The 19,352-nt window shown below is 60.8% G+C and carries 15 protein-coding genes; 11 read left to right on the top strand and 4 right to left on the bottom strand.

Annotated features, from left to right (window positions below; translation table 11 throughout):
- Window positions 1–88 precede the first annotated feature (88 nt).
- From IG629_RS09555 to IG629_RS22940, 3 genes are all read left to right on the top strand, one after another.
- On the top strand, window positions 89–1,051 hold the full coding sequence (locus tag IG629_RS09555; RefSeq protein WP_193171732.1) for a helix-turn-helix transcriptional regulator: 963 nt from the start codon (window positions 89–91) through the stop codon (window positions 1,049–1,051).
- A 233-nt stretch (window positions 1,052–1,284) separates the two neighbouring features.
- Complete coding sequence (locus tag IG629_RS09550; protein ID WP_193171731.1) at window positions 1,285–3,996, top strand: tetratricopeptide repeat protein; 2,712 nt, start codon at window positions 1,285–1,287, stop codon at window positions 3,994–3,996.
- A 308-nt stretch (window positions 3,997–4,304) separates the two neighbouring features.
- Window positions 4,305–6,449: a methyl-accepting chemotaxis protein gene (locus tag IG629_RS22940; protein WP_193171730.1), complete on the top strand. Its 2,145-nt coding sequence runs from the start codon at window positions 4,305–4,307 to the stop codon at window positions 6,447–6,449.
- Here IG629_RS22940 and IG629_RS09540 read toward each other — a convergent pair.
- Together IG629_RS09540 and IG629_RS09535 are read right to left on the bottom strand one after the other, a co-directional pair.
- A complete protein-coding gene (locus IG629_RS09540) occupies window positions 6,446–7,939 on the bottom strand; it encodes a RimK family protein (RefSeq protein ID WP_193171729.1) in 1,494 nt (497 codons plus the stop codon). The genes IG629_RS22940 and IG629_RS09540 overlap by 4 nt on opposite strands.
- The gene (locus tag IG629_RS09535; RefSeq protein ID WP_319025055.1) at window positions 7,936–9,099 is read right to left on the bottom strand and encodes a GNAT family N-acetyltransferase/peptidase C39 family protein; all 1,164 of its coding nucleotides are present in this window, start codon (window positions 9,097–9,099) and stop codon (window positions 7,936–7,938) included. The genes IG629_RS09540 and IG629_RS09535 overlap by 4 nt, the downstream gene beginning before the upstream one ends.
- A 227-nt stretch (window positions 9,100–9,326) precedes the next feature.
- On the opposite strand from IG629_RS09535, the gene IG629_RS09530 reads away from it, so the two are divergent.
- Window positions 9,327–9,941 (top strand): LysE family translocator, encoded by a 615-nt coding sequence (locus IG629_RS09530; RefSeq protein WP_193171728.1) that lies wholly within the window; start codon window positions 9,327–9,329, stop codon window positions 9,939–9,941.
- Window positions 9,942–9,959: 18 nt separating this feature from the next.
- On the opposite strand, the gene IG629_RS09525 is transcribed toward IG629_RS09530, so the two are convergent.
- Entirely contained in the window at window positions 9,960–11,240 is a 1,281-nt protein-coding gene (locus tag IG629_RS09525; RefSeq protein ID WP_193171727.1) for an MFS transporter, read from the bottom strand.
- A 128-nt stretch (window positions 11,241–11,368) separates the two neighbouring features.
- On the bottom strand, window positions 11,369–12,589 hold the full coding sequence (locus IG629_RS09520) for an aminopeptidase P family protein (protein WP_193171726.1): 1,221 nt from the start codon (window positions 12,587–12,589) through the stop codon (window positions 11,369–11,371).
- 267 nt (window positions 12,590–12,856) lie between these two features.
- On the opposite strand from IG629_RS09520, the gene IG629_RS09515 reads away from it, so the two are divergent.
- From IG629_RS09515 to IG629_RS09485, 7 genes are all read left to right on the top strand, one after another.
- Window positions 12,857–13,678: a GntR family transcriptional regulator gene (locus IG629_RS09515; RefSeq protein WP_193171725.1), complete on the top strand. Its 822-nt coding sequence runs from the start codon at window positions 12,857–12,859 to the stop codon at window positions 13,676–13,678.
- A 39-nt stretch (window positions 13,679–13,717) separates the two neighbouring features.
- Window positions 13,718–14,959 carry an ABC transporter substrate-binding protein gene (locus tag IG629_RS09510; RefSeq protein WP_193171724.1) on the top strand — a complete coding sequence of 414 codons (1,242 nt, stop codon included), beginning with the start codon at window positions 13,718–13,720 and terminating at the stop codon, window positions 14,957–14,959.
- A gap of 79 nt (window positions 14,960–15,038) precedes the next feature.
- Window positions 15,039–15,938 (top strand): branched-chain amino acid ABC transporter permease, encoded by a 900-nt coding sequence (locus IG629_RS09505; RefSeq protein ID WP_051284706.1) that lies wholly within the window; start codon window positions 15,039–15,041, stop codon window positions 15,936–15,938.
- Window positions 15,935–16,981, top strand: coding sequence for a branched-chain amino acid ABC transporter permease (locus tag IG629_RS09500; protein ID WP_226886582.1), 1,047 nt, complete (start codon window positions 15,935–15,937; stop codon window positions 16,979–16,981). The genes IG629_RS09505 and IG629_RS09500 overlap by 4 nt, the downstream gene beginning before the upstream one ends.
- The gene (locus tag IG629_RS09495) at window positions 16,974–17,720 is read left to right on the top strand and encodes an ABC transporter ATP-binding protein (RefSeq protein ID WP_193171723.1); all 747 of its coding nucleotides are present in this window, start codon (window positions 16,974–16,976) and stop codon (window positions 17,718–17,720) included. Before IG629_RS09500 ends, IG629_RS09495 begins: the two co-directional genes overlap by 8 nt.
- Entirely contained in the window at window positions 17,713–18,414 is a 702-nt protein-coding gene (locus IG629_RS09490; RefSeq protein ID WP_193171722.1) for an ABC transporter ATP-binding protein, read from the top strand. The genes IG629_RS09495 and IG629_RS09490 overlap by 8 nt, the downstream gene beginning before the upstream one ends.
- Before the next feature lie 2 nt (window positions 18,415–18,416).
- On the top strand, window positions 18,417–19,352 hold a 936-nt coding region (locus IG629_RS09485), incomplete at its 3' end, for an aconitase family protein (protein ID WP_193171721.1).

Below are 19,352 nucleotides of genomic sequence, written 5' to 3'. Positions count from 1 at the left end.
TTCGCAATTGATCGATCATTTGCACGATCGTCAATCCCGTTTGTCCGCTGGTCAGAGCCTATTGTCTCGCCACCGGCAGGTTGTCCCGATGCTTGATGCAGACCTCAGTTTTGAAGACCTGTCCCGCCAGGTAAAAGCGGATGCAAGCTTCTACCGGATGCTCGGGAGCACCGGAGAAGAAGCGCCGGCCGTGCTGCGTGGCGATTTCTTTGTCGAGAGCTTCCGGTCCGGTCTGCATATCCACGCGACGGACGCGGTCGAGCAGAGCGATACGGTGACGGAACTCCGTCTGGAGCCGCAGGTTTCGGTGTCCATTGTTTTCGCCGGAGCGCCCGCGGCGGCGATCGACGGTATCGAGCTCGATCTGTCCGTTCCTGACGGGGCGCAGGCAGGCGGGCTCATCTGGTCCGTCGCCAGACCCGCGCTTTTGAGGCGAACCATCCGGTCCGGCCAGACGGTCAAAAAGGTCAACGTCTCGGTCAGCAAAAGCTGGATCGAGGAATTTCTCGGTCGGGATACGGGCCAGGATCAGGCCGTGCGGCGGTTTGCTGAATCCCATACCGAGATCCACGCCTGGTATCCTTCGGCGGACACGGCGCGCGGCGCCCGCAAGTTGCTTGAATGCCTCGGCAGCGACGGATTGCTGAACCGGCTCTCGCTTGAAATGCTTGCTCTTGGGGTTCTGCGCGATGCCTTTGCCTGCATAGGGCAACCGGCGGCGCTTTCGGATGACGGCGACCGCGCGGCGTTGCTGCATCGCTATATCGCGGACAATCTGGGTGCGGCACTGACCCTGAGCTCAATTGCGGCCGCCAACGGAATGAGCGTCAGTACCATGCAGCGGGTCTTCAAGGAGGCCTATGGGGTCACCGTGGTCGACCATCTCAGGCGCGCCCGCCTCGACCTTGCCCGGAAAGCCCTGGTTGAAGAGCACCTCCCCATCCAGCAGGCGGCCCATATCGCCGGCTATACCTCAGCCGCAAATTTCGCCACGGCCTACCGCCGAATCTATGGCCATGCGCCTTCACAGGCGCAGCGGGAAGACGAATAGCTGGTGAAGGACCCCATTTTTTGAAATGTGACGCAGATCCGGAAACAGTTACTTGTAACGCCGGAGTGCAGTCGAAAGTTGAAGTCGTGCGTTGCGTCCAGTCGGTCCGTCGGCTTCCCGCTAAATTTGGGGCAGAATGGAGCGAATCTTTCCTTCCCAATGGTTTATCCGACTGTATGTTGACGTAACGGGCGCATGTTTAACCCGTAATGGATATTTCGGGTGGCGTGCTCATGACGGATCAGCCAGCAAGTCTTCAGGCTCTTCTGCAACAGGCGGTCTCGGAGCATGGAGCCGGGCGGTTTGCCAAGGCCGAGCCGCTTTACCGGGAAGTTCTGTCCCGCGCGCCAAAGCACCCGGTTGCACTGTATTTGCTCGGCGTCCTTGCCCTGCAAGTCGGACGTCCGGAAACGGCTGTCGAACTGATCTCCAATTCGCTCGTTGAACAGCCGGACAATGCCGAAGCGCATTACAATCTGGGCAATGCTTGTTTGGCCCTGGGACGTGCCAGCGATGCGGAGCGCGAATTTCGGGAGGCGATCCGCTGCCAGCCGGACTATGCAGCGGCACATTACAATCTGGGAAATCTGGAAAAGGATGCAGGCCAGCTGGAGGCGGCGGAGCGCAGTTTTCGAGCTGCTGCCCGATATGCTCCCGATCTTGCCCAGGCTTGGTGCAATCTTGGTTTGGTTCTCGTTGAGCTGGATCGGAAGGAGGAGGCTGTAGCAGCTTACCGTACAGGCCTGAGCAAGGCGCCGGAACTCGCCGAGGGGCACAATAATCTGGGAAACGCGCTTGCTGGACTCGAACGCTATGACGAGGCGGTTGCGAGTTATCGAGAGGCACTTTCGGCAAATGCGGTGTTCGGGGCTGCGTATCGCAATCTTGGTACTGCACTACAGAAGCGCGGCGATGAAAAGGATGCTGCTAGGGCATTCCGTCAGGCTCTGCTTCTAGATCCTGCTATTGCGGAAAATTGCGTCAATTTTGCCACTATCCAAAGAATGTCAAAGGCTTACGAGTTTGCAAGTCGCTGGAGCCGTTTCGCATTGAGCATCCGGCCGGATTATCCGGCTGCCCTGATGGCGTGCGGTTTGGTTCAGTTGGCTTTGAAGGAATTCGAGGTGGCGATTGATTCCTTCGGCGCCGTTGTGCAGGCAGACCCCCGGAATGCAGCCGGCTGGGGAAATCTAGGCATTTGTCGCCAAGAGCTCGGCGATATGGACGCGGCGCGGGACGCTTACCGTAGAGCGCTCTGTCTTGAGCCCGCAGCCACAGCCTCCATTGCGAACAGTGTTCTGGTTTCCCAAAGTTTTCTCGATTTCGACAGGGCTCTCCTTTTGGCGCGACGGGGACTGGTCGTCGAGCCGCTTTCAGCTGCACTCCTTACGGTTCGGGCCGACGCTTTGCGGGCAAGCGGTCGTCTGGTCGATGCAGAATACTGGAAACGCGCGGTTATTTGCGTCGCACCGGGAGACACCGCATTTTATGTCAACCTGAACATTGTGCGGCGTGCACAGAGCAGGTTGCATGATGCTGAACGAGACCTGCGCCGGGGACTGATCATTTCACCCGGTCACACAAAGGCTCTCATGCAGCTGGGTGAATTGTTTGCTGAACTCGGTCGCCTCGATGAAGCCGTCGTGCTCGGTCGCAAAGCCGTGAGGGGGGCGCCGGATAATGTGATGGTCCACAATTCCTTGCTGTTCTACCTGCACTACAAGCCAAAGCTCTCAACCGCCGAAATGATGAGGGACTACAGGTTTTTCGATGACGCTATCGGCAGGCCGCTCCGTAATCGATGGCGACCGCATAGTAACCGGCGCGATCCGCGGAAGCGGCTCAGGATCGGCTATGTCGGGGCAGGGTTTCACTGGCATTCCAGCGCAAGCTTTTTCATGCCTCTGATGAAAAACCATGATCACGCTCGGTATGAGATCTTCTGCTATGCATCCTACCCGCGTGGCGAAGATTGTATCACGCAGGAGATGCGCTCAAACGCTGATCACTGGATCTCCACCATGGGAATGAGCAATGACGCGCTGGTCAAACGTATCCGCGATGACGGGATCGATATTCTTGTCGATCTGGCGGGACATACGAAAGGCAACCGGCTCCGGGTTTTCGCGGAAAAGCCGGCACCTGTTTCATTTCATTGGCTTGACCATGGTGTGACGACTGGCCTCTCTGCGATCGATTATTTTCTGGGAGATCCGGTATTCACGCCGGAGGATTCCGCGGATTTGTTCACAGAGAAAATCTGGAACCTTCCCAAGTCTGTCTTTCCCTTTGAACCCATCGGATGGACGCAGACGGAAACGCCGCCGCCAGCTGAGCTGAACGGCTATGTTACCTTTGGCTCAGTTGCCCGCGCGGTGAAGCTCAGTGATGATGTTTTTAAGGTCTGGGCGGAAATTTTGCATCAAACACCTGGAACCCGTTTCAGCCTGTTTAATCACGCCTGTCGTGAGCCATCGGTCCGTCAAGACATGATTGACCGGTTCGGGCGGCTGGGGATTGGCTCTGAACGGCTGAGTATTGGTTTCTGCACACAATCCCAAGAAGCATATGCTCAGATCGATATCATGCTCGATACCTTCCCGCATAATAACGGCGTGACGGGATTCGAAGGCATTTATATGGGGCTGCCTACAGTGACGCTGCGGGGCAAGGCCGCTATCGGGACACTTGGGAGTTCCATGCTGACGCAGATAGGGCGGGCGGAGTGGATCGCCGAAACGGTCGAAGATTACGTCCGTATTGCCTGTGAAATTGCGTCGGATCCTCTGGCTTTACCGGAATTGCGATCCAGCTTGCGTCGCGACTTGCTTTCTTCACCGGTTATGGACGGCGCGTCTTTCGCGCGAGACTTTGAAGCGGCCTGTCGGGATATGTGGGTGAAATGGTGCTCTGAAGGCGAAGTCGTTCATCAAGGCGAGGGGTGATTCAATGCTACCGGCTGGCCCAGTTAGAACCGGTGGAGCTTGTGGGAAAAGTGCCATGCCGGAAAGGCTGTGGGCGCGGTTTTTTTCCTGGCTGTTTGTCATTCTCATTGTGCAGCTATTCCCGCCTTTCTCTTGAGTAATTAAATAAATTTTGAAACAAATAAAAAATTTTGTTTGCGATAGTTGCGATTTGGGATGTTTTTTTCGAATTTAATAGTTCTCGTGAAGGTGGTGGTTGAGGTTTTAGTTGAAATAATTTCTGAAAATCTTCTAGATCGAAAAAAATAAAGTCCTTGGGGTTGGAATACGTGAAAAACATCAATCTATCGGCAAAAATTCCGGCGCTTGTCGGAATTGCTACCGCGCTGTCCATTCTGGTCGTCGCATCCTTCAGCTACTTCCAGTCAGCGCATCAGCTTGAGAAACGCGCGGTCGATCAGTTGCAGGCCTTGTCTGTGGCGCGCGTCGATGCCCTCAAGACCCTGCTTGGAACCATCCGGGACGATATGCTGATCGTGGCAGCGAACAGCGGGACGGAGAAGGCGCTGAACGGATTCAAGTTCGGCTTCCGGCTGTTTGCCCGGAAGGGCGATCCGACCGAAACGCTGCAGAAGCTCTATATCACGGACAATCCCAATCCCGAGGGCAGTAAGCAGCTTCTGGATCTTGCGGAAGACGGCTCCGGCTATTCCAAGTACCACGGCGAGAACCATCCCTGGTTCCGCAAGTTGGAGGAAAGCCGCGGTTATGCCGATGTGATGCTGATCGATTCCGACGGTAATATTGTCTACAGCGTTCTGAAGGCTGCGGATTATGCGACCAACCTGATCGAAGGGCCGGCAAAGGACACGGAGCTGGCGACGGTCTTTGCCCGGCTGTCGGAAAACCCCGAGCCGGGTCAGGTCGTGATGACTGATTTCCATGGCTATGCGCCGCGCGCCAATGCGCCCACAGCCTTTATTGCGACACCGCTTTTCGTCCGCGGAGAGTTCGCCGGCGGGCTGGTGATCCATATTCCGGCGGAAATGATCGACCGGCTGATGCGCGATACCTCCGGCATGGGGGAGACCGGGGAGACCATCCTGGTCGGCGCCGACATGCTGTTGCGGAGCAGTTCGCGCGTTTCGGGCGCCGCCGCCATTCTGACGGCGGAAGCAAACACCGATGCTGCCGGAAAGGCGCTGGCAGGAGAGGAAGGCACGGTTCAGGAAAGCAATTATCTCGGCGAGCCGGTCTATTCGGTCTTCAAGCCGCTGGAATTCGAGGGGGTACGCTGGGCCGTGCTCGGAGAGATGAGCGAGGCCGAGATTCTCGGCCCGGTGCAGGACATGCGGAACATTCTGGCTGCTGTCGGTGTGGTCATGTTCCTGCTGCTGGCGGGGATCGGCTATACGACGGCGCGTACTGCGCTGCGGCCGGTGGTACAGATGACCGGGGTGATGCGGTCTCTCTCCGAAGGCGATCTCAGTGTGGAGATTCCCGGAACGGGACGCGGTGACGAGATCGGCCAGATGGCGGAATCCGTCGAAGTGTTTCGCGCGAACATGATCAAGAACGAGGAAATGCAGGCCGAGCAGGAGAAGGCCCGCGAGCAGCGTGAAGCCCGGGCCAGGCGTATCGAGGAGATCACCGAGATATTCGACAATGCTGTCAGCGAATCTCTCCGTAGTGTCGCCAGTGCCACAACCGAGCTCGATACCACTGCACAATCCATGACCGAGATTGCCGGCAATACCGAGACCCAGGCGGAATCGGTCGCGGCGGCGTCCGGCGAAGCTTCCACAAACGTGGATATGGTCGCAGCGGCGGCAGAACAACTCGCTTCCTCGATCCGGGAAATCGGCCAGCAGGTCAGCGAATCCACCCGGATCAGCGCGGAAGCATCCCAGCAGGCGGAGCATACCCGGGAGTCCGTCGTCGGCCTCGATCAGGCGGCCCAGAAGGTCGGCGAGATCGTCGGGTTGATCAACGATATTGCCGAGCAGACCAATCTTCTGGCGCTGAACGCGACCATCGAGGCCGCTCGCGCCGGTGAGGCCGGCAAGGGCTTTGCGGTGGTGGCCTCCGAGGTAAAGAACCTCGCAACCCAGACGGCCAAGGCGACGGAAGAGATCACCACCCAGATCTCAGCCATGCAGTCAGAGACGACCAGCGCGGTCGGTGCAATCCGGACAATTTCGGAGACAGTGGCCCGGGTCAGCGAGATTGCGACCGGGATTGCTTCGGCCGTTGAGGAGCAGAACTCGGCAACAAATGAAATCAGCCGGAATGTTCAGGAAGCGGCGCAGGGCACCCAGATGGTTTCGGCGAACATCGGCTCCATGACCGAAGGGGCTCAGGATACCGGCGCTGCTGCCAGCAAGGTGTTGGAAACGGCACGCGAGGTTGCTCAGCAGTCGAACACGCTGAACGATACGGTACGTCGGTTCCTGGATGAGGTTCGCAACGCCTAGCGGGCCTTGGCTCCTGCCACCGGAACCGGTTTCGGCTCCAGCCGGTCCCGGAACCAGGTGAGCACCCGGCGCCATAGCTCGTCTCCAAGGAAGGCGCCTTCGATACCGGTATCCAGGTTCGGGTTGTCGTTGACCTCGATGACGAACACTCCGTTCGCGTTCTGCTTCAGATCGACACCGTAGAGGCCGTCGCCCATCAGGGCGGCGGCCTTCACCGCGATATCGATGACCTCTGCCGGCGCCTGCTCGACAGCCATGGTCTCGAACCCGCCCTCTCGGACCTGCCCGTCCGGGCGGTGATGCACGATCTGCCAGTGCTTGCGGGCCATCAGGTATTTGCTGACGAAAAGCGGCTCGCCGGCCAGCACGCCGACGCGCCAGTCGAAATCCGTCGGCATGAATTCCTGCGCCAGCAGCAGGTCCGTTTTGCGGAACAGCTCAGCGGTCAGTGCCTTTAGATGAGCCACGTCAGTAACCTTGTGCACACCCCGGCTGAAGGAGCCGTCCGGGATCTTGACCACCATGGGGAAGTCGATTGCGTCGGTCGCTTTCGAGAGATCGCTTGCCGGCGACAGTACGACCGTCTTCGGGATCGGCAGCTTGGCCGCCTCCAGCTTCTCTTTCAGGAACACCTTGTTGGTGCAGCGGATCATCGACATCGTGTCGTCAATCACCGGCATGCCTTCCTGCTCCGCCCTGCGGGCGAAACGGAAGGTATGGTCATTGACCGAGGTGGTTTCCCGGATGAACAGGGCGTCGAATTCGGCGAGACGCGGCAGATCCTTCTTCTGGATCGGCTCGACCTCGATGCCCATTTTTTCCCCGACCGCCGCCATGCGTTTCAGGGACTTGAGCTGCGAAGGTGGCAGCGCTTCCTTGGGGTTATGCAGAACGGCGAGGCTCCAGCGCAGCGGGGCCTTGGATTTCGGGCCGGACCAGGAACGGCGGCTGTGAATGTCCATGGCCTCTATCAGGAAGGCCTTGTTGTCCGCACTGATCCGTTTCAGCGAGATAGGCTTCAGATGCCGGATGCGGGCCCACTCTCCGGCATCCACTTTCACGGTGATGCCCGGGCAGCGGTACCAGTCGAACAGCAGACGGGCGAATTTCTCGTAACCCGGCCGGGACGGGCGACCGAAGGCGACGATGAACTCGAACCCTTCATCGCCGGTGTCTCCGGCGCGGGCGCGATCCTTGTTCAGCGCTTCCTCAAGTTCCGGCAGGGAGGACGCATAGAGGCTCTTGCGTGACAGCTCCAGCATGGTCTGCACACTCGGCATAACCCGGTGCCCACGCGCTTCGGCCAGCAACGAGGCGTAATAGCCGGCGCTCTGGTAGGCGTAGCTGCGGGCCATGTTGATGACGACCGGGCGCGAGCGTTCGAACAGGGCGGGTGCGGCGAGATAGTCGCGCACGGACATCACCTTGTGTTGCGTATCGGCCTGGTCGATATCCTTCCGACCTTCGGTAAGAACCAGCCAATCCGTCATTCCGTCTGTTCCTTTCGAACAATAATCGCGGCCCGCAGCCTTCCGCGGCCCCAGCGGGCCATCCGTTCGAAAGCCTCCTTGGGGATGGGCAGGGCGGCTGCCGCGCTTTCGGTTTCCAAAGCGTCTGTCTCGATCCACGGATCGTGGATCAGATAACGGTCATTCTCTTCGCCATAGACCAGCACCCAGTGCGGTGTTCTGCTGCCCAGCATCTGATAGAGGCTGACCAGGACGATTGCGTAGGCTCCCTCATCGAGGGCCGTGCTCAGGGCGGTATTGTCCAGCGGTTCGATATGAACCGGGATGCGCAGTTCTTCAGCCTCACGCCGGTAGTCTTCCTGGATCAGCGTAAGAGCCTCGCGCTGATCCTTGAGACGCACGCTGTCGATGAAGAGCGGCGGTTCCTGGCTGAGGAAGACATCGACCGAGAGTCCCTTGCGGGCCAGCGCCACCGCCATGCCGACCGGCTCGCAGCCACCATGGCCCGTTTGCATGAAGACCGTTGTCGACTCTCGCCAGAGCCGGAATTCCTCGACCCGGCTGAAGGTAACTGAAGGATCGAACGCCTTCAGTGCCATCATCATGCAGGCGGGGCCGCAGGTGAATTCGGAGGTCTGGGAATAATAGGAGGGGGCATTTGCCGTGAGGGTCGAGCGGACGAGCCGCTTCTCGAACCGCAGGGCGTCCGCATGATCCTCGTAATAGTCGAGATATTTTCCGAACTGTTTGTAGCCGAGACGGGTGTAGAGGGTGATGGCGGACTTGTTGTCCGGCCGGACTTCCAGTCGGAGCGAGAGGCAGCCATGCTCGTCGCGGGCGATATCCTCGCTGGCGCTCATCAGCCCCGCTGCGAGGCCGGTGCCGCGCGTGGATGGGGCGAGGGCAATGGAATAAAGCCGGGCCAGCGCTGTGCCCCGGCGATAGAGGATCAGAATGTAGCCGGAAATGCCGCCGTCGCCTTCGGAGACCAGCAGCGTGCAGTGGCCGTGGTGGATGAAATCGCGGAAGCTGCGGCGGCTGAGCCGGTCACTATCGAAACAAGCCTCTTCAATACGGACAAGGGAGTCCAGATCCGCCGGTGTCGCGGCACGAATGCGCATCTCCGTCATATTTATTGATGGATCGGGCAGGCGCTGTTTCTCACCTTTTGACGAGGCCACCCGCCATACTCCGGAAATGTCGTTGATCAAGGGCGCGGACTTTGACCGGCATCCCGCCGTCTCCCGTTGCCCATGCGGGAGATTAGCGAGTGTCGCGGTTTCTGTCTCGCGGATATGCATGCCAGAACCTGCGAAAAACAGGGCTCAGCATTGCAAGAAAGGTATCGGCTTGCAGCGGTCGGATCAGCCCGTCAAACTGGCGCACAAGTCTATCAAGGAAACGGATCATGGATATATCGTCGCTTCTGGTTTTCGCCGTCGCTCTCGCGCTTGCCGCTGGGTCGCCTGGACCGAGTCTGGCTGCGCTGGTGGCGCAGGTGCTGGCCCGGGGCTGGCGGGCGGTATTGCCGTTCCTGGTGGCGATGTGGCTGGGCGAGCTGGTCTGGCTGACCATGGCCATTGTCGGCCTTGCCGCTGTCGCGGAGGCCTTTCACTCGGCCTTCCTGGTGATCAAATGGCTCGGCGTCGGCTATCTGGCCTTTCTTGCCTGGAAGATGTGGACCGCGCCGGTGGATACGGCGGGCGAGCGTTTGCCAGAGCCGCGCAGCAGCCTGAAGATGTTCCTCTCCGGCATGTCGGTCACTCTCGGCAATCCGAAGATCATGCTGTTCTATCTCGCCCTGCTGCCGACCCTGATCGATCTCGGTTCGGTTTCCTTTGTCGACTGGACCTCGATTGCGCTCACTCTGGTCTTCGTGCTGGCGGCGATTGACCTCAGCTATGTCGTCATGGCGGCTGGCGCGCGGACCCTTATGCGCAGCCCGCGTGCGCTGCGCATCGCGAACCGGACCAGCGCGACGGTGATGGGCGGGGCCGCGATCGCGATTGCCACGCGGCAGTAGCGCCGAAAGGGCCGGGAATTAGCTGACGGGCTTGTCGTTCCCGCTGTCCGCCGCTTCCGTGTCTTCTTCGACAGGTGGCAGCGGGTCCACCGTGGAAAGCGTCTGCGAAAGCACCACGGCATCGCCAAAGGGGATGTGCTCTTCCACGGGGGCCGGGTTCCGCACACTCATGCGATACGCGCAGAAGCTGGCGGCAAGAATGTGGATGGCTGCCGTGTAGGCGAACAGATACTTGATGCCGACCAGATCGATCAGCGCCGATGCGATCAACGGCCCGGCGATGGCGCCAACGGCGAATACCAGCAACAGCCCACTCGCCGCCTCGACATAGTCTGACGGCTCGGTGATGAAATCGTTGAGATGGGCGACGCTGAGGGAATAGACCGGGAAGGCGAAAACCCCGAAGGCAAACCCGAAGATATAGAGGCCATACGGCACGGCATTTGCGAACAATACCATGCAGAGGCCGGACGCCGCCGCCCCGAGGCAGGCGACGATGATCATCTTGCGCCGGTCCATCCGGTCGGACAGGCTGCCAATCGGCCATTGGCCTATCGCTCCCGCGATGACAACGATGCTCATGAACCAGGCGACATTTGAAACCGATGCTTCGCCCATCGAGGTCAAGGCATAGACGGGGGCGAGAGACCAGAAGGAGCCGTTGGCGAGGCCGACCGCGACACATCCGACAACGCCGACCGGAGAAATCTTGAACAGCCGTTTCAGCCGCAACTGGACGATGTCGAGTGGTGCCGGCTGTTCTATCCGGGTCAGCGCGATCGGAACGGCGGCGATGGACACCAGGATCGAGGCGAAGGCAAAAAGCGGAAAACTCGTCGGATCTGCCGTCATCAGAAGCATCTGACCGGCCGTGATCACAGTCAGGTTGATGATCGTGTAAACGGAAAAGACGAGGCCCCTTGTCTCATTCGTCGACTTTTCGTTCAGCCAGCTCTCGATCACCATGTAGAGCACGGCGAAACAGAATCCCGTCGTTGCGCGCAACAGCCACCAGACGGCGGGCTCGAGCACCAGCGCATGGATCAGCACGACCGACGAGGCGACGGCGACCATGCCGGCAAAGGTGCGGATATGGCCGACAATGCGGATGACGCGCGGGCCGTAAATGCATCCGGCCATGAAACCGCAGAAATAGGCCGAGCCCAGTATCCCGATCTCGAACGAGCCGAACGCCTCCATGCCGGCGCGCACAGGCAACAGGGTACCCTGCAGGCCGTTGCCCATAAGGAGTATCGCGACGCTGAGAAGCAGCGGAAAGAAAGGGGATATGGATGCCATCGAGGCGGGACTATAGGCGGGAGGCGGGGGCAACTCAAGGCAAGGCGTATTGCCTTTCCGGGGTGCCACGAAGATCAACTCCGGAGCCCTGCGGGCAGAGGCTCCGGAGATCGTTGTTCAATGTCGGCTCAGGCCGCTATCACGTTATGCGCCGGGCCGTAGGGGAAACCGGTGATGTTTTCCGCACCGTCCGCTTCGATCACCAGGATGTCGTGCTCGCGGTATCCGCCGGCACCCGGTATGCCTTCCGGCACCCAGAGCATCGGCTCCATGGAGACCACCATGCCCGGCTCCAGCACCGTCTCGATATCCTCCCGTAGCTCCAGCCCGGCCTCGCGGCCGTAATAATGCGACAGGATTCCGAAGGAGTGCCCGTAGCCGAAGGAGCGGTAGTCGAGCAGGCCTTCCTGGTGGAAGAACCTGTTGATCTCGGCGCAGATCTCGTTGCAGCGGGCGCCGGGCTTGATCAGCGAGATACCCAGCTCATGCGCGGCCACGTTGGCCTCCCAGAGCCGGAGCGTGTCCTTGTCCGGCTCCCCCAGCGTCAGGGTGCGTTCGAGGGCTGTGTAGTAGCCGGAGATCATCGGGAAGGTGTTGAGGCTCAGCAGGTCGCCTGCTTCGAGCGTGCGCATGGTGACAGGATTGTGCGCGCCGTCCGTATTGAGCCCGGCCTGAAACCAGACCCAGGTATCGCGCATCTCGCTGTCCGGGAAGGCCTCTGCGATGGCCAGCTCCATGGCGTCCCGTCCGGCCATGGCGACGTCGATTTCCCGTGTGCCGGCACGGATCGCGTCCCTGATCGCGGCCCCGCCGATATCGGCGATGCGGGCACCCTCCCGGATCAGGGAGATTTCCTCCGCCGACTTTACCATCCGCTTGCGCATGGCAGCGGGTGCAATATCGATGATCTGCCTGATGCCGGTGACGTCTTCCAGAGCGCTACGTGCTTGCAGGGTCAGGTGATCGCCCTCGATGCCGATCCGGTCCGATGTGCCGATCAACTCGCGGACCGCACGCCAGAAATTATCCCGCTGCCAGTCCGTATAGATGACGTTGTCGGCTACGCTGCGGCGCCATGGCTGTCCGCCGTCGATGTTCGCCGAGACGGTGGTGCAGGCGTCCTTTGTGACGACACAGCCGAACGGCCGTCCGAAGCTGCAATATAGGAAGCCGGAGTAATAGGCGATGTTGTGCATTGAGGTGAACAGCACGGCGGGCAGGCCGCACTCGGCCATGACCTCCCGCAACTCGAAGAGCCGGCGCTCATATTCCGCCGTTGAAAAGGGCAGCGGCGCCTTCTCTCCATTGTGCCGGGTGAAATGCGTGGGCCGTTGTTGTGGGGTCAGCATCCTGATCTCCTGTCCGAAGGACGCGGGGCGCGCCCGGTAATCCATCCGGGCGTGCAGGATGCTGGATCACCCCCGATGTCTCCCGGAGGCCGCATGCGTGAACCACGTTCGCGGCGACGCCATCGCCGCACATGCGGGGCGGAGATTAAAGTCGGAGATCGGCTCTGGTCAACGGCAAGTATCATGACGAATTGGGTCTAAAGAATTTTCCACTTGCCGACTCTCTTAAACGCATATCAATATATCATTTAGCGTTTAGGAGAATTCATGACGGATCGGCCGATCAGAATCGGAGTGCAGGGGGCGAGCGGGGCGTTGCGGATGCCGCTCTACCACCAGATCTTCCTGATCTTGCGGCAGCAGATCATGGACGGGCTGCACGAATATGACGCGCTGATCCAGGGCGAGCAGGAGCTTGCCGAGACCTATGACGTCTCCCGTATCACCGCGAAGCGGGCGCTGGACGAGCTGGCTGCCGAAGGTCTGGTTGTCCGGGAGCGCGGGCGCGGGACACGGGTGCGGTATCGGCCGAAGGCGCGGGCTTACAAGGCCTCGATGGACGGGCTGCTGGAAAACCTCATCGCCATGGGGCTGGAGACGGAAGTGAACCTTCTGTCCTTCGGTTATGTCCCGGCCGCCGAGGAAGTCGCAGCGGCGCTGTCCTGCCCGATCGGGCAGGAGGTGCAGCGCTCGGTCCGGGTGCGCAGTGTCGAGGGCCAGCCATTTTCCTTTCTCACCACTTTTGTTCCCGCCGATATCGGCCGCCGCTATGGCGCCGAGGATCTGGCGAACAAGCCGTTGCTGTCGCTGCTCGAGCGCGGCGGCATTCAGGTGGACGCCGCCAGCCAGATGATCTCCGCCACACTCGCTGATGCCGAGGTTGCCGGGTATCTCGGGATAGAGGCCGGGTCGGCCCTGCTGAAGATCAATCGCATCGTGCGCGACCGGGACGGGCGTCCGGTCGAGTACATCACCGCTCTCTATCGCCCGGATCAATACCAGTACCGGATGGTGCTCTCGCGGGTTCAGGGCGAGACGCACAATACCTGGACGCCAAGCCAGGATGCGGCAACGACCGCAGCTGAATGAACCGATAAACCAGACGAGCTGTCAAACAGGGGAATGGCTATGAAAAAGTCTTATACGTTTAATCATCTCTCGCGCCGCCAGGTGCTGGCCGGTGTTGCCGCGGGCGGCGCCGTTGCAGCTGCCGGAACGCTCGGCATGCCGCATATCGCCCGTGCTGCCGATGCCGTGAAAGTCGGTGTCGTGCATCCGGTGACCGGCTTCCTGCAGTTCTCCGGCACCCAGTGCCGCTTCGGCGCGCTTGCCGCGATCGAGGAAATCAACGCGTCCGGCGGCATCAAGGCGCTCGGTGGCGCGAAGCTTGAGGCAGTCCTGGGCGATGCCCAGTCGAAAGCCGAAATCGGCGCGGCCGAGGTCGAGAAATTCAACGAGGCCGGTGTCTCCGCAATCGTCGGTGCCTATGCCTCGGGTATCTGCCTGGCCACCACACAGGCTGCTGCGAAATACGGCATCCCGCATGTTGTCGATGTCGGGGTGAACGACAAGATCGTCGGCCGCGGTCTCGAGAATACGTTCCGTTTCGGCCCGGGTTTCGGCAGCATCACCAAGGCTGGCGTCGATCACCTGATCGCCATCAACGAAGCCGCCGGCAAGCCGACCAAATCGGTCGTCATCGTGCATGAAAACACCACGCCGTTCGGTAGCTTCATGGCCGGCCTCTTGGAAAAGAACCTGACCCCGGCCGGTTTCGAGGTGAAGGAAGTTCTGCCGCACCCGACCGGCAACAAGGACTTCAACAATATCGCGCTGAAGATCAAGGAAGCGAACCCGGACCTGGTCATCCCGTCGCACTATTATGGCGATGGTGTGCTGTTCCTGCGCACCCTGCAGCGTCAGCGGGTGCAGCCGAAGGCGATCTATTCCGTGCTCGGCGGTGCCTCTTCCCAGTACCGCTTCGTGAACGAGTTCCCGGATGCGGCCGATTACGTGATGGACTGCAATCACTGGTTCGATCCGCGGAAAGCAGCGGCTCAGGCCCTGCGCAAGAAGACCGAAGATGCGGGCAAGTCCTTCTCCTACGAAGTCTTCCTGGCTTACGAAGCGATGATGTTCGCGGCCGACGCCATGGAGCGTGCCGGCTCCTCCGATCGCGCCAAGATCATCGAGGCGATGGCTTCCAGCACCTGGTCCGATCACTTCATGCCGTATGGTGCGACCAAGATGGTCAACGGCCAGAACGAAGGCGCTCAGGCAATGGTCATGCAGGTCCTGAACAAGGATATCGAAGTCGTCGCACCGAAAGAATTCGCGACCAAGGCCGCGGTGTTCCCGCGCCCGGCCTAACTACCGGCTCTGACAAACTGCAATGGGGGCGGGTGCTCCGCCCCCATCGTTCCACGCGGCCCGAACGCGATAGTGTTTCATGGATTTTCTCGGTATCAGCCTGCCGTCCTATTCTCTCGAGACGGTCTTCGGCTCCGCCATCAGCGGTGTTTTTCTTGGCGCGATCTATGCTCTGGTCGCGCTCGGACTGACACTGATCTACGGCGTCCTGCACATCATCAATTTCGCCCATGGCACGCTTCTGATGCTGGCCATGTACGCGGTTTTCTTCCTCTGGAGCGTGTTCGGGGTCGATCCCTATCTCGCCATGCTGATCGTCGTGCCGGGAGGGTATCTCTTCGGCTACGCCCTGCAGCGCAGCGTGATCGGCCGGACCAGTCATGGCCGGGACGAGATCATTCTGCTGACCACGCTCGGCGTTTCCATCGTGCTGGAGAATTTCGCCCTGTTCGCCTTCTCGGCAAATGAGCGGAACGTCCAGGTGCCCTACGATTTCGACGGTATCGACCTCGGCGTCGTTTATATCGTCTGGCCGCAGATCGCCGCGCTTGTTGGCTCTCTGCTGATCACGGCAGCGCTCTGGTGCTTCATGCGCTTCACCGATACCGGCAAGGCCATCCGGGCGGTCGCCAAGGAGCGGCAGGGCGCCCGTCTGATGGGCATCAATGTCGAGCACATATTCGCCGTCAGCTTCGGCATCGGCACGGCATGCGTTGCCGCCGCCGCCAGTCTGCTGGCGCCGACCTACGCCGTGTTTCCGCAGGTCGGGTATCTCTTCGTGCTGATTGCTTTCACCGTCGTCGTGCTTGGCGGCATGGGCAGCTTCGTGGGCGCTCTGGTCGGCGGTCTTGTGATCGGCGTGACGGAGCAGATCGGCCGGCTCTATCTCGGCGAAAGCCTCGGGCTGATCACCATTTCGGCGATCTTCATCCTGATCCTGCTGTTCCGGCCGACCGGCCTCTTCGGGCAAAGACTATGAGTATGTTGACCACCATGAGTACCGGAAACATGCAGCGGATCGGCTGGGCCGTTCTGATCGGTGCCTTGCTTGCGGCGCCCTTTGCGATCCATTCCGGCCGCTGGATGGAATTCATCGAGCTGACCCTTTTCGCCGCGCTGCTCGGACAAGGCTGGAATATTCTCGGCGGTTATGGCGGGCAGTATTCCTTCGGCCACGCGCTGTTCTTCGGCACGGCGGCCTATCTGCAGGCGCTGCTGCAATACAAGCTCGGCTGGAGCCCGTGGCTGACCCTCTGGATCGCCATCGGCGGCTCGGTCGCGGTCGCTGCTTTCGTTGGTTTTCTCAGCTTCCGCTACGGTTTGCGCGGTTCCTACTTCGCGCTGGTGACGCTGGCCTTCGCCGAGGCGTTCCACGTGCTGTCCCGCTCGCTGGTTTCGGTGACAGAGGGCGGGCGCGGCGTGCAGCTTCCGCTGAACCAGGACCCGGAGCAGGCGCTGGCGACCTTTCAGTTCACCTTCGCCGGGCCGTTCCTGTCGGAAGCCGGATATTACTACACCATCCTGATCTTCCTGCTGATCGGCTTCGCGGTGACCGGCTGGCTGAACCATTCCCGTTTCGGGGCCCAGCTTCAGGCTGTCCGCGAGGACGAGGATGCGGCTTCGGCGCTCGGCATCGACCCCTTCCGGGTGAAGATGAGCGCGATCTGCCTTTCGGCCGGTGTCACGTCGCTCGCCGGAATCTATTACGTGCAGAAATTCCTGTTCGTCGATCCGGGCATCGCCTACGGGCCGGGCAAGTCGGTAGAGGCGCTGTTCGCGGCTATCATCGGCGGTGTTGGCACCGTGCTTGGCCCGCTGCTCGGCTCGGCCTTCATTCATATTGTCGGCGAGTTCGCCAAGGAGACCATTGGCGCCATGCTGGGGGACCGGCCGGGGGTCGACCTGATCCTGTTCGGGATCATCCTTGTGCTGATGCTGGCCTATATGCCGCGCGGGCTGGTCGGTCTTGTGGAATTGCTCTGGCGGAAACTTATGACGAAGCGGGGAGGCGGCAATGCTTGACGTTTCTTCCCTGACCAAACGCTTCGGCGGCCTTGTTGCCGTCAATGGCGCCAGCCTGACCGTCAACGAGGGGGAGATCGTCTCCCTGATCGGCCCGAACGGTGCTGGCAAGACCACGCTGTTCGCCACCATCGCAGGCTTCCTGAAGCCGAATGAGGGTAGTGTCGTGCTTGACGGACAGGACATCACCGGACACAAGCCGCACGAGATCTGTAGGCGCGGCATGGTCCGCACCTTCCAGGTGGTGAAACCCTTCGCCGGGCTCAGCGTGCGGGAGAATATCGCCGTCGGTGCGCATACCAGGATCGCCGGGCGGGAGGACGCGCTCGAATTTGCCGGCAAGATTGCCGGGCAGGTCGGCCTCACGCCTCTGCTGGATCAGTCGGCGGGTGACCTGACCGTTGCCGGCCGCAAGCGGATCGAGCTTGCCCGGGCGCTGGCGACACAGCCGAAGCTGCTGCTGCTGGACGAAGTCATGGCCGGGCTCAATGCCACGGAGATTCTGGAGATCGTCGAGATCATCCAGCAGATCCGGGACAGCGGAATCACTATCCTCCTTATTGAACATGTCATGCAGGCGGTGATGAAGCTCTCCGACCGGGCCTATGTGTTGAATTACGGCGAGATCATTGCCGAAGGCAGTCCGGTCGAGATCGCCCACGATCCTAAGGTGGTCGAAGCCTATCTCGGACACGGGGCGAGCGAGCGGATGAAGTCCGCAGGGGGTGCCGATGCTTGAGGTCACGGACGTCAAGACCGGGTACGGTCATGCGAAAGTGTTGCACGGCGTCTCGCTGAAGGTCAGGGAGGGCGAGCTGGTCGCCCTGCTTGGCAGCAACGGGGCGGGCAAGTCGACACTGAACAACAATATCTCGGGCATTTACAAGCCGTTCGCCGGCAGCATCCGGTTCGACGGCGCCGAGATTGCCGGTACGTCTGCGGAAGAGATCGTCGACCGGGGTTTGATCCAGGTACCGGAAGGGCGACGGGTATTTCCGAACATGTCTGTGCGGGAAAACCTGGAGCTCGGCTCCTACCGCCGGGCCACACCGAATCGGGCCCGGAACATCGACCGGGTGGTCGAAATCTTCCCGCGCCTGAAAGAACGGTTTGATCAGTATGCGGGCACGCTGTCCGGCGGCGAGCAGCAGATGCTGGCAATCGGACGCGGCCTGATGGCCGAGCCGCGTCTGCTGATCCTCGATGAGCCGTCGCTCGGCCTCTCGCCGTTGCTGGTGGAGGAGATGTTCGCGCTGATTCAGAAGCTGCGCGCCGAAGGGCTGGCGATTTTCCTGGTCGAGCAAAACGTCGTTCAGTCGCTGGAGGTCGCCGACCGGGCCTATGTCATGGAAAACGGCCTGATCACGGTCGAGGGACCGGCACAGGATCTGATGCATGACGAGGAGCTGCGCCGCTCCTATCTGGGGATGTAGCCATGAGCATGACACTGGCAGAAAAGATCATCGCGAAGGCTGCCGGACAGGAATCAGTCCGGGCGGGGGAGATCGTCACCTGCAATGTCGATCTCGCGATGATTCATGACAGTGGCGGGCCGCGCCGGGTGAAACCGGTGCTGGAGCGCCTTGGGGTGAAGGTCTGGGACGCGAAGAAGGTGGTCGTGATCTCCGATCATTACGTCCCGGCTGTTGATCAGCAGAGTGCCGAGATCCTGAAGCTTACCCGAGACTGGGTGAAGGATCAGGAGATCGAGGGGTTCTACGACCAGCAGGGTATTTGCCATGTGGTCTTGCCGGAACGTGGGCATCTCAAACCCGGCATGTTCGTGGTTGGCGGCGACAGCCACTCTCCGACGGGCGGCGCGTTCGGTTGCTACATGTTCGGCGTCGGGGCGACGGACATGGCGGGTGTGCTGGTGACCGGCGAGACCTGGATCCGGGTGCCGGAGACCATCCGGATCGACTGGAGCGGGACGTTGCCGCATGGCTCTTCGGCCAAGGACATTATGCTGAAGCTCTGCGCCACGCTCGGCATGGATGGCGGCGACTACCAGGCGGTGGAATATACCGGCAGCACGATTGCGGGGCTGTCCATGACGGAACGCATGACCATGTCCAACATGGCGGCCGAGCTTGGTGCGCAGGCCGGGTTGATCGCGGCGGATGGGGTGACGGCGGATTACATCCGCGCGGCGGGTGCCGATCCGGACGAGGGCACGGCTTTCGCCGGGGACGAGGATGCGGCTTACCGCGTGGTCCACAAGTTCGATGCCAGCGCGCTTGGCCCGCAGGTCGCCGCGCCGGACAGCCCGGCCAATTCCGGCCCGGTCGAGGATGCCGACGATGCGCCGGTCGACCAATGCTATATCGGCGCCTGTACCGGCGCGAAGCTGGAAGACCTGCATATGGCAGCC

This window comes from Nisaea nitritireducens (assembly GCF_014904795.1).
GTDB lineage: Bacteria > Pseudomonadota > Alphaproteobacteria > Thalassobaculales > Thalassobaculaceae > Nisaea > Nisaea nitritireducens.
This window is presented reverse-complemented; position numbering and strand designations above follow the sequence as displayed.